Consider the following 10,784-nt stretch of genomic DNA (forward strand, 5'->3'; position numbering starts at 1 on the left):
GCAGTGTCTTATTACAGTCAATGGTGCCCTCACAGTAAAGGCACCATTGAGTTAAATTATAAAATTTAAGTTCGTCAAAACTACGAAATCTTATTTTAATTAAATTATTCTTTCAAAAGATATTAAATTGATAAAAAATTTAATTATTCCACTTTTATCGATAGCTCCTTCAGTTGGCTGTCTGCTATCAATGACGGCGAATCGATCATTACGTCCCTTCCTGAATTATTTTTCGGAAATGCGATGAAGTCCCGGATCGAATCTGCTCCTCCAAAAATAGAACACAACCTGTCAAACCCGAAGGCGATTCCTGCGTGTGGAGGTGCGCCGAATTCAAATGCATTCAATAAGAAACCGAACTGTTCCTGAGCCTCTTCCTGAGAAAATCCTAAAATTCCAAACATCTTCTTTTGAAGTTCTTTCTCGAATATCCTGACAGAGCCTCCGCCCACTTCAACGCCATTAATGACCATATCGTATGCATTTGCTCTCACAAGGCCCAGGTTTTTGTCCAGAAGATCAATATCCTCCGGTTTAGGGCTGGTGAAAGGATGGTGCATTGCAAACCAGCGGTTTTCAGTTTCACCAAATTCCAAAAGCGGAAAATCGAGAACCCAAAGAGCCCTGTATTCCTGTGGATTTCTCAGCCCAAGTCGTGAACCCATTTCCAATCTCAGCTCATTCAGCTGCTTTCGGGTTTTATCGCCCTGCCCTGAAAGGATCAACAAAAGATCACCAGGCTTAGCATTAAACGCCACAACCCATTTTTTAATATCTTCTTCGGAGTAGAACTTGTCAACGGACGATTTGATTGATCCATCGGTATTGTATCTCACATAAATCAGACCTTTTGCACCAATCTGTGGTCGTTTGATCCAGTCCGTCAATTCATCGATCTGCTTACGGGTATAAACCGCACAATCAGTTGCGCATATACCCACTACCAGTCCAGCATCATCAAAAAGACCAAATCCTTTGCCTGATGTGAGGTCAATAGTCTCTCCTTTGAGTTCGGTGAATTGCATTCCAAACCTGATATCGGGCTTGTCCGAACCGTACAGACTCATTGCATCGGCATAAGTCATACGCGGTACTTCCGGCAGATCAAAGCCTTTGACCTTACTGAAAAGGTTTCTGATCAATCCTTCAAATGTGTTCAGAATGTCTTCCTGCGTCACAAATGACATTTCACAGTCAATCTGAGTAAACTCCGGCTGGCGGTCAGCGCGCAAATCTTCATCGCGGAAGCACTTTACAATCTGATAGTAACGGTCAAAACCCGCTACCATTAATAATTGTTTAAAAGTTTGCGGTGATTGCGGAAGTGCATAAAACTCTCCCGGGTTCATCCGGCTTGGGACAACAAAGTCACGGGCACCCTCAGGAGTTGATTTGATCAGTACCGGGGTTTCAACCTCAATAAAATCAAGGTCATCAAGGTAGGCGCGGGTATGGCGGGCTACCTGGTGACGTAATTGAAGGTTTTTACGAACAGAATTTCTCCGTAAATCCAGATACCGGTATTTCATGCGAATGTCATCACCACCGTCAGTCTCATCTTCGATCAGAAAGGGAGGTAATTTCGCGGGATTGAGTATGGAAAGTTCTGAAACCCGTATTTCGATATCGCCAGTAGCGATTTTATCGTTTTTGGAAAGGCGTTCAATAACCTCGCCTTTTGCCGAAATCACAAATTCACGGCCCAGCGAGCGGGCAGTTTCCAATACAGCTGCGGGCGTTTTTCCTTCTTCAAAAAGGAGCTGTGTTAAGCCATAACGGTCACGTAAATCGAGCCAGATCATGCCGCCTTTATCGCGAACGCGCTGAACCCACCCACACAATACAACGTCTTGATTTACTTGTTCTAAGCTTAACTCCCCACAGGTATGTGTACGTAACATATAACTATTTTAATACTGATATAATGAAAGTGGCTGATAATAAATGGCGCAAAACTACGTATTTTTAGCAAATCTAACATGAAGTGTTTTTTATGAAATTATATAAAATGCGGGGCGGACAGGTTGGAATTCTTCTTTCCACACTTATTTTTTGTGTTACCTGTTCCTGCGATCCTGATCCGAAACCCGATACTGGTAATTCTGATCAATTTGAAACTACCCCTGAAAGAGTAACCATTGCCCCCGGTATTATTGATGAAGCTTCCGGTCTGGCGCCTAGCTATAATATGAGCGGCTCACTGTGGACCAATCAGGATTCGGGGCGGCCTCACTCCCTTTATCTTATCAGTAAGGATGGGAAATCGATCAAGGAATTTAATGTGCCTGGTACGACAAACCGTGACTGGGAGGATGTGGCAATTGGACCAGGGCCGGCCAACGGAGTCAATTATCTTTACATCGGGGATATCGGGAACAATAATTCTCCCATTTCTTCCACCGGTACCATTTACCGTGTTCCCGAAATCACTGATATCAATGGCGCTTTTAATCAAAGTGATGTTGAAAAGATGACTTTCAGCTACCCCGACGGCCCCAGAGATGCGGAAGCATTACTGCTGGATCCGGCTTCTAAGGACATTTTTATCATTTCAAAAGAGGGCGCTAGTACAGGCATTTACCGTCTGGCATTTCCACAATCGATTACTGAAACCATGGTGGCTGAAAAAGTAGGTAGTGTTCCGTCTGTTTCCACGGTTACCGGCGCTAGTGTTTCCAAAGATGGAAGCGAAATAATACTCCGCACATACCTCGCAGCCTACTATTGGAAACGCACGCTGGGCGAATCGGTTGGTCAAACATTAATGAAAGCGGCGACCAAACAACTGCTCGTTGCCCTGGAACCACAGGGTGAGGGAATTTGCTTTGCTGCTGACGGAAATGGCTTTTATACATTAAGTGAAAGGTCTAATGCCGCATCGGTGAGCCTTAATTATTACAAAAGAAAATAATATCAACTCATGCTAAAAAATCTACTAAGCATCGCATTGATGCTCTTCGTTTGTGCTGCCCATGGGCAGAATACGGGTGACGAAAAATTTATCCGGGAAAATTATTCAAAATCTGAATATGACATTCAGGTAAGGGACGGCGTAAAGCTCCATACCATTGTATATGTGCCCAAGGACGCTTCCGGGGAAAAGAAATATCCGTTTCTGATGCAGCGGACGTGTTACAGCGTCGCGCCGTATGGTGAGGACAACTATCCGCCCAGACTAGGGCCAAGCCCGACCCTTATGCGTGACAAATTCATTTTTGTCTACCAGGATGTGCGCGGGCGCTACATGAGCGGGGGTGAATGGACGAATATGACGCCTCACATTGATCAGAAGAAGAGCAAAAGTGATGTGGATGAAGCATCCGATATGTATGATACCATTGAATGGCTTTTAAAGAATGTCCCCAATAACAATGGCAGGGTAGGGCAATGGGGGATTTCCTATCCCGGGTTTTACACCACTGCCAGCGCACTTTGTGAGCATCCGGCATTGAAAGCATCGTCGCCACAGGCACCGATTGCCGATTTCTTCTTTGATGATTTTCACCACAATGGCGCATTTACACAGGGCTACTACCTAACATTTCCGGTATTTGGTATCAAACCGGCAAAGCCCACAACCTCTTCATGGTTTGCGGGTGATATGATCAAGCCTGAGCCTGACGGTTTTGCATTTAACCTTAATATGGGTTCTCTTAAAAACTTTGATCGCTATTATTCCAAAAACTTCTTCTGGAAGGAAACTGTCGATCATCCGAACAAAGATGAATTTTGGAAGAAAAGAGACATTCTACCGCATTTAAAGGGCATTAAGCATGCATTTATGACGGTAGGTGGATGGTTTGATGCAGAAGATCTGTACGGCCCATTGAATACTTACAAAACGATCGAGAAAAATAATCCTTCGGCTTACAATACGATTGTGGTAGGACCATTTGGACATGGACGATGGAGTCGGGAAACGGGTCATACTTTACACAACGACATTTATTTTGGGGATAGCATAGCGACATTTTACCAGAATAACATTGAGGCGAAATTTTTCAAGCACTTTTTAAAGGAGGCAGGCGATGGCAAAACAGGTTTGCCGGAAGCATATTTGTTTGATACCGGTAAAAAAGAGTGGAAGACTTTCGATAAATGGCCGGTAGCCTCTGTTGAAAAGAAAAAACTGTATTTCCATTCGAACGGGAAGCTGGATTTTAATGCGCCCAAAGAAGGCAAATCAGTTAGCGACTACGTCAGCGATCCGTTAAAACCTGTTCCTTATACGGCCAATTACAAGCAGATGTCCGGTTTTACGCCTTTCGAATATATGTCGGAAGACCAGCGCTTTGCTGCCACGAGATCTGATGTATTGGTATTTGAAACAGATGTGCTGGATCAGGATATTACGCTGGGTGGGGAGATCAATGCATTATTGAAAATCAGCAGCACCGGCACCGATGCAGATTTTTTTGTCAAATTAATCGACGTATATCCGGGCGATGAAAAGAACCACGACTTTATGCCTGATGCCAAGACGGTACTGGCGGGTTACCAGCAAATGGTACGAAGCGAGATCATGCGGGCGAGGTTCCGGAATAGTTTTGAAAAGCCAGAAGCATTGGTAGCAGGCAAAATCACCGACATTCAATTTCGTTTGCAGGATGTTTTGCACACTTTCAAAAAAGGTCATAAAATCATGATTCAGGTTCAAAGTACTGCATTCCCGCTTTTTGACAGAAATCCTCAGAAATACGTGGAGAATATTTACAAAGCACAGGACTCCGACTTCACTACTGTCAAACAGACCGTCTACCACCAGTTGAATGCTGCCAGCGCGCTGGAAGTTGATGTGATCAAATAGCGAAGACCATTATTTAAGAATTTTAAAGTTTTTCTGATGAATGTGAATAGTGCTTCTGTGCTGTCTGGGGACGGTTCTGCTCAAAAAATAACATACCCATTAACTAACAAAATAGATCATACGGACGAGTACCACGGCATAGAAGTCCCTGATCCATATCGCTGGCTGGAAGATGACCGTTCGGACGAAACAGCAGCCTGGGTGAAGGCCCAGAATGAGGTTACGTTTGATTACCTCGAAAAAATCCCGTTCAGACAACGGATTTTTTCTGATCTGGAAAAAGCATTTAACTATCCGAAATATTCTGCGCCGTCGAAAAAAGGGGAGTATTTCTATTTCTATAAAAACGATGGTTTGCAGAATCAGGCAGTTTTATACCGCCAAAAAGGATTAGACGGAGCGCCTGAGATCGTGCTCGATCCTAACAGACTATCTGCGGATGGTACCACCCGACTTACTGTTTTCAGTTTGTCAAAAGACGGATCTCATGCGGTATTAGGTTTTTCCAAGGGCGGCTCGGACTGGCAGGAATATAATGTGATGGATATGGCATCACTTGCGATGTTGCCTGATCAAGTAGAATGGGTGAAAATCTCCGGGGCAGCGTGGCAGGGCGACGGTTTTTATTACAGTCGTTACCCTAAGCCGGACGGTAGCGCGCTGGCTGCGAAAAATGAAAACCACCAGGTTTACTATCACAAAGTTGGCACTAGCCAGGAGGAGGACACACTTATTTTTGAAGATGCGGCCAGTCCGCAGCGTTTTCATACGGTAGGCACTACCGAAGATGAGGGATATGCCATTTTGAGTGTGAGCGACCGGGGAAAAGGGAAGGATGGCAATGGTCTTTGGGCATTGAAAAGAGGAGCTTCAAGTTTCAAGGCTATTCAGGAGGAGATCACCGATTTCAGTTACGGCGTTATCGAAAACATTGGAGAGGACTTTTTGATTGAAACCAATGAGCATGCGCCGAATAGTAAGGTAGTGCTGTTCGAGTCAGGATCAAAAACCTGGAAAGTGATTATCCCTGAGAAGCCTGAGCCGATGCAAGGCGTCGGGGCGGCTGGTGGTAAATTATTTGTGGCTTATCTGAAAGACGTTACTACACGGACGTATCTGTATGATTTTAACGGAAAACAGGAAGATGAGGTGAAATTGCCAGGGCTGGGTTCAGCCAGCGGTTTTGGGGGAGAAAAGGATGACACATTTGTGTTTTACACCTATACCTCCTTCAATTACCCGCCTACGATTTTTAAATACGATATACTTCAAAAAACCAGTACCATATTCCGCGCACCGGAAGTGTCTTTCGAACCGGAAGATTATGTTACAACGCAAGTCTTTTATGCAAGCAAAGACGGAACCCCAATTCCTGCATTCATTACTCATAACAAAGGGCTTAGTCTGAATGGTCAAAACCCAACCATTTTGTATGGCTATGGCGGCTTCAATGTTAGCTTGCCACCCTCTTTCAGTTCTACCCGTATTCCGTTTTTCGATCAGGGTGGAGTGTTTGTACAAGCCAACCTTCGCGGCGGGAGCGAGTATGGAGAAGCTTGGCATGAGCAAGGAATGAAATTGAAGAAGCAGAATGTGTTTGACGATTTCATCGCAGCAGCCGAGTTTTTGATCCAAGAAAAATACACATCACCGGCATACCTAGCGATTCAGGGAGGTTCTAATGGCGGTTTGCTGGTTGGAACTGTGATGAACCAGCGGCCGGAGCTTTTCAAGGTAGCATTACCAGCTGTTGGGGTAATGGATATGTTGCGTTTTCACAAATTCACAATTGGCTGGAACTGGATCGCCGACTACGGCAGCAGTGATAATGCTGAGGAATTCAAAGTCCTTTATGCATACTCGCCATTACACAACATCAAAGAAAATGGCAGCTACCCGGCCACCATGATCACCACCGCCGACCACGACGACCGAGTGGTACCGGCGCATTCATTCAAATATGCCGCTGAATTGCAAGGAAAAGCAGGTGCTACATCTACAAACCCACTACTAATCCGCATTGACACCAACTCCGGCCACGGAGCCGTCAATACAAAAAAGGCATTGGAGACACAGACGGATATTTATGCGTTTTTGTTTTGGAATGTGGGGTTAGCTTGGGAGTGATGGCTATGATTACTGAATAAATCCAATTTGAAATGTATATTTTACAAAATTATTTGTAAATATGTAACCGCAAATTGAAAATCTTAACACTGCAAAGCCCTCAAACCTTGCCGGTGGCGAAGGTGCTGTTAAATCTCATCTACCATTATCATTAAGATTCTGTTTTTTAACCTCAATATCAGGAGCTTATGAAATATTTTTTACTTGCAATTGCCTCTCTCTTTTCATTGAAAACGTTTGGTCAGGGATCATTGGAAGGTGACCGGCTAGCGCTGATTGTGCTATATAATGCCACCGACGGAATAAATTGGGCCGAGCAATCGGGTTGGAGCCCTGCAAGTTTGCCTGGAACGAATCCCTGCGGCTGGTATGGCGTAACCTGCGAAGGTGGCAGAGTGACCGGATTGAGTCTCAATTCTTGTGGTCTAAACGGGAATATACCGGCTGAGATAGGTGATCTGAACCAGCTGAAGACATTGATTTTGGGATGGACTTTGCTTGCCACAAACGCGCGTCGCGCTGATTATTATACCGGGCCTTACGGGCCGATTCCCACAGAAATTGGAAATCTTACTAATCTTGAACATTTGGATTTGAGTGGTGGTACAGACGAGTACATGTGGGGTGGGCCAATGCCTATGACGGGCCCGCTGCCTGCCAGTCTTGGGAATTTAATTAAACTGACTTATCTGGATCTGAGTTATAAAGGAAATGACCTGCAATATCAGGGGGCTATTACTGGTAATATTCCAAAGGAATTGGGTAATCTGGTTAACCTTAAATATCTAGATCTGAGCGCTCAGAAATTTACAGGAACTATTCCCGCGGAGATTGGGAATCTTGTCAATTTAGAATACCTGGGTTTAAGAGGTCCTATTTGTTGTGAATGGGGACCGGCCGACAAACTAACCGGTCCGATACCGGATTTATCAGAAATACCTACTTCTGCAGTCGTGTCGATCAATTACAATGCTTTTACATTTGACGGTTTGGAAACAAACGCGAATAAGATTGATTCTTACTCCTTGCAAGCCCAAATCCCTATTTATATGCAAGGTGGAAAGTTGTATGTAGAAGCCGGAGGGACCACTGCAAACAATACGTTTAAGTGGTACAAGGAATCCACCGTATTTGGTACTCCGCCGGTGTTGGAAGCCACCATCATCGGTGATAATCATTTTCAAGTCACTGATCCGGGCGTTTATTTCGTGACGGTCACCAATAGCATTGCAACCGGACTTACCCTGACAAGTACCAATTATAACGTTATATCGCTTCCCGTAACGCTTGTCTATTTTCAGGGAAAGCAGGATACTGGCGAAAATCAACTTACCTGGAAAACTACCTCCGAAACCAATAATGCTGGTTTTGAAATAGAAAAAAGCGTAGACGGAAAGACTTTCCAGAAAATCGGTTTCATTGACGGCAATGGCGATACTGAGGAAGACAAGATCTACCATTTTACCGATCTGGAACCTTTGGAAATCACTTACTACCGATTGAAACAACTGGATTACGACAGTACTTTTGAATATTCCCGGATTATATCTTTGAAAGGCGAGCGTGCAAAGTTCAGTATCTATCCCAATCCTGCGAAAAGCCACATGCTGGTGAGCGGCTTGGAGAAAGAAGAAGATATGGTGGTTCGAAATACCGAAGGAAGAATTCTTTTGAAGCAAAAAGTACTTCCTAATCAGCGGGTTACGACCAGTAACCTTTCAAATGGATTATATTTAATTCAAATTGGTGGTGAGACAAAGAAAATTTTGATTGAACAATAACAATTGGAAGTAAGTACCTCTATTCCTCTTGAAAACATAATCTAAGCAGAGCCATGAAATATTTTTTACTTGCTATTGCCTCTTTCTTTTCATTTGAGGTGTTTTCACAATCATTGGAAGGTGACCGACTGGCTTTGGTTGCATTGTATAATGCCACAAATGGAGCGAACTGGTGGTCTAATACAGGGTGGGTTGTGCCAGGTTTGCCTGGCGATAATCCTTGCGGGTGGTATGGAGTTACTTGTACAAGTGGCCGGGTGACGGAATTAGATTTGTCTAATAATAGTATAAGTGGCTATTTGCCCGCTGAGATAGGGGGACTTTCAGAACTGAAATCACTCAAAACAAAGTTTGACCAAGATATCGCCATCCCTGATGGATTACTTGGCGGCGCAATACCTGCTCAGTTGGGGAATCTTACGAAGCTGGAACACCTTGATTTGAGCGGTAATCATTTTACGGGGTCTATACCTTCCAGCATTGGCAATTTATTTCAATTGTCATATCTCGATTTAAGATTTATTGCAATTGATTCAGGGTTTGACCCATATGGGAAATTGATTGGTAGTATTCCGTCTGAGTTTGGAAATTTGGTTAACTTAAAGCATCTGGATCTGTCATCACAAAATTTAAGTGGGAATATCCCGCCAGAACTTGGCAATTTGGGCAATTTGGAATTTCTTGATTTAGCAAATAATAATTTCAGTGGCAACATTCCATCCTCGTTTGGAAGTTTGAGCAAATTGACTGTTTTAGACATAAGGTATGATGGTTGGCTGAGAGAAACTGAATTTGGAAAATTAGGCGGAACAATCCCGAACCTATCAGGAATGCCTGTTTCTGCAAACGTGAATATTTCGAATAACTCTTTCACCTTCGCCGGAATAGAAGCAAATATCAGCCGTCTGGATTATTACAGCAATCAGGCATTACTTCCAATGCAGGGAGTTTTTCCGCTTAGCACTAGCGGATCATCGGGACCGGGCGGGGTTTTGTTTGTGGAGGCGGGCGGTACAGTGGCAAACAATACATACAAATGGTACCGGAATAATAGTTTAATCGAAACCAATGTAGGTGACAAATTTTTCAATGCTGAAATCTGGGGCTTTGGCATTTATAAGGTAGTGGTTACCAATAGTATTGCCACCGGACTTACGCTGACAAGCGCCACTTATAACGTTACAGCACTTCCCGTCACACTTGTCTATTTTCAGGGAAAGCAGGATACCGGCAAAAATCACCTCACCTGGAAAACTACCTCGGAAACCAATAATGCTGGTTTTGAAATCGAAAAAAGCGCTGATGCCCGAACGTTCGAAAAAATCGGTTTCGTGGATGGCAATGGCGATACGGAGGAAGACAGGATCTACCATTTCACAGATTTGCAGCCGCACAGAATTACTTACTACAGACTGAAGCAGCTGGACCGCGCGGCGGACCGCTACAACGGCGAGTTTGAGTATTCGAAAATCATAATGGTGAAGCAGGCTGCCGTCGAAATCAGTATTTATCCCAATCCTGCACAAAATCAATTGACCATTTCCGGATTGCGGAATTGTGAATACGTATCCATTTTTAGTCAAAACGGTATATTGGTGTCCAAACAATTTACAGACGCAAAGGGAAATGTGGAGATGGAAAGTCTGACAAACGGCATCTATACAATCAAAATAGGGGACAAAATAAAAAAAATCGTAATTCAAAGGTAACCGACTAAGGTAAAAACGTCTTGAAATGGTCTGAACATAACTAGTATTGTTCGGACCATTTCATTTTGTGCAAACTTTCAAATCTCACATTAAATCTCAATTTATTTCTACATGCAGGACACAACAGGACGGTGCGTATAGCTAAGTTTTCTAATCTTGTAACAAGGTTTCAGAGTAGTATTTGTCGGATCAAATCCTTTCTGGAAATAAGATCGTTATACCTCAAAAAGTGATAATTAACGTGAGTTCGGGATAAGAAATTTAATCATTTTTTATAAAAACAGGGAAAATATTGGTATATTTAAGTATCTGACATTCAAATATTTAACCAATAAATTCCCGTGTTTTCAAAGGATAAAG

At 43.5% G+C, this 10,784-nt stretch carries 6 protein-coding genes; 5 read left to right on the forward strand and 1 reads right to left on the reverse strand.

The features are described from left to right. Window positions 1-143: 143 nt before the first annotated feature. Entirely contained in the window at window positions 144-1,901 is a 1,758-nt protein-coding gene (gene aspS, locus ABIO93_RS28680) for an aspartate--tRNA ligase (RefSeq protein ID WP_348073453.1), read from the reverse strand. 92 nt (window positions 1,902-1,993) lie between these two features. On the opposite strand from aspS, the gene ABIO93_RS28685 reads away from it, so the two are divergent. The 5 genes from ABIO93_RS28685 to ABIO93_RS28705 all read left to right on the forward strand — a co-directional run bounded on the left by ABIO93_RS28685 (window position 1,994) and on the right by ABIO93_RS28705 (window position 10,424). Next, window positions 1,994-2,911: a PE-PGRS family protein gene (locus ABIO93_RS28685; protein ID WP_348073454.1), complete on the forward strand. Its 918-nt coding sequence runs from the start codon at window positions 1,994-1,996 to the stop codon at window positions 2,909-2,911. A 9-nt stretch (window positions 2,912-2,920) separates the two neighbouring features. Further along, window positions 2,921-4,807, forward strand: a complete 1,887-nt coding sequence (locus ABIO93_RS28690; protein WP_348073455.1) for a CocE/NonD family hydrolase — start codon at window positions 2,921-2,923, stop codon at window positions 4,805-4,807. A 36-nt stretch (window positions 4,808-4,843) separates the two neighbouring features. After that, window positions 4,844-6,934, forward strand: a complete 2,091-nt coding sequence (locus ABIO93_RS28695; RefSeq protein ID WP_348073456.1) for a prolyl oligopeptidase family serine peptidase — start codon at window positions 4,844-4,846, stop codon at window positions 6,932-6,934. Window positions 6,935-7,122: 188 nt separating this feature from the next. Further along, the gene (locus tag ABIO93_RS28700) at window positions 7,123-8,715 is read left to right on the forward strand and encodes a T9SS type A sorting domain-containing protein (protein ID WP_348073457.1); all 1,593 of its coding nucleotides are present in this window, start codon (window positions 7,123-7,125) and stop codon (window positions 8,713-8,715) included. Window positions 8,716-8,768: 53 nt separating this feature from the next. Then, on the forward strand, window positions 8,769-10,424 hold the full coding sequence (locus ABIO93_RS28705) for a T9SS type A sorting domain-containing protein (RefSeq protein WP_348073458.1): 1,656 nt from the start codon (window positions 8,769-8,771) through the stop codon (window positions 10,422-10,424). The last annotated feature ends 360 nt before the right edge of the window (window positions 10,425-10,784 follow it).

Source organism: Dyadobacter sp., assembly GCF_039919315.1.
In the GTDB taxonomy this organism is placed as follows: Bacteria; Bacteroidota; Bacteroidia; order Cytophagales; family Spirosomataceae; genus Dyadobacter.

Excerpts from the sequence above, each read along its gene's own strand:
- aspS (WP_348073453.1), bottom strand. The coding sequence starts at position 1,901 with ATGTTACGTACACATACCTGTGGGGAGTTAAGCTTAGAACAAGTAAAT.
- ABIO93_RS28685 (WP_348073454.1), top strand. The coding sequence starts at position 1,994 with ATGAAATTATATAAAATGCGGGGCGGACAGGTTGGAATTCTTCTTTCC.
- ABIO93_RS28690 (WP_348073455.1), top strand. The coding sequence starts at position 2,921 with ATGCTAAAAAATCTACTAAGCATCGCATTGATGCTCTTCGTTTGTGCT.
- ABIO93_RS28695 (WP_348073456.1), top strand. The coding sequence starts at position 4,844 with ATGAATGTGAATAGTGCTTCTGTGCTGTCTGGGGACGGTTCTGCTCAA.
- ABIO93_RS28700 (WP_348073457.1), top strand. The coding sequence starts at position 7,123 with ATGAAATATTTTTTACTTGCAATTGCCTCTCTCTTTTCATTGAAAACG.
- ABIO93_RS28705 (WP_348073458.1), top strand. The coding sequence starts at position 8,769 with ATGAAATATTTTTTACTTGCTATTGCCTCTTTCTTTTCATTTGAGGTG.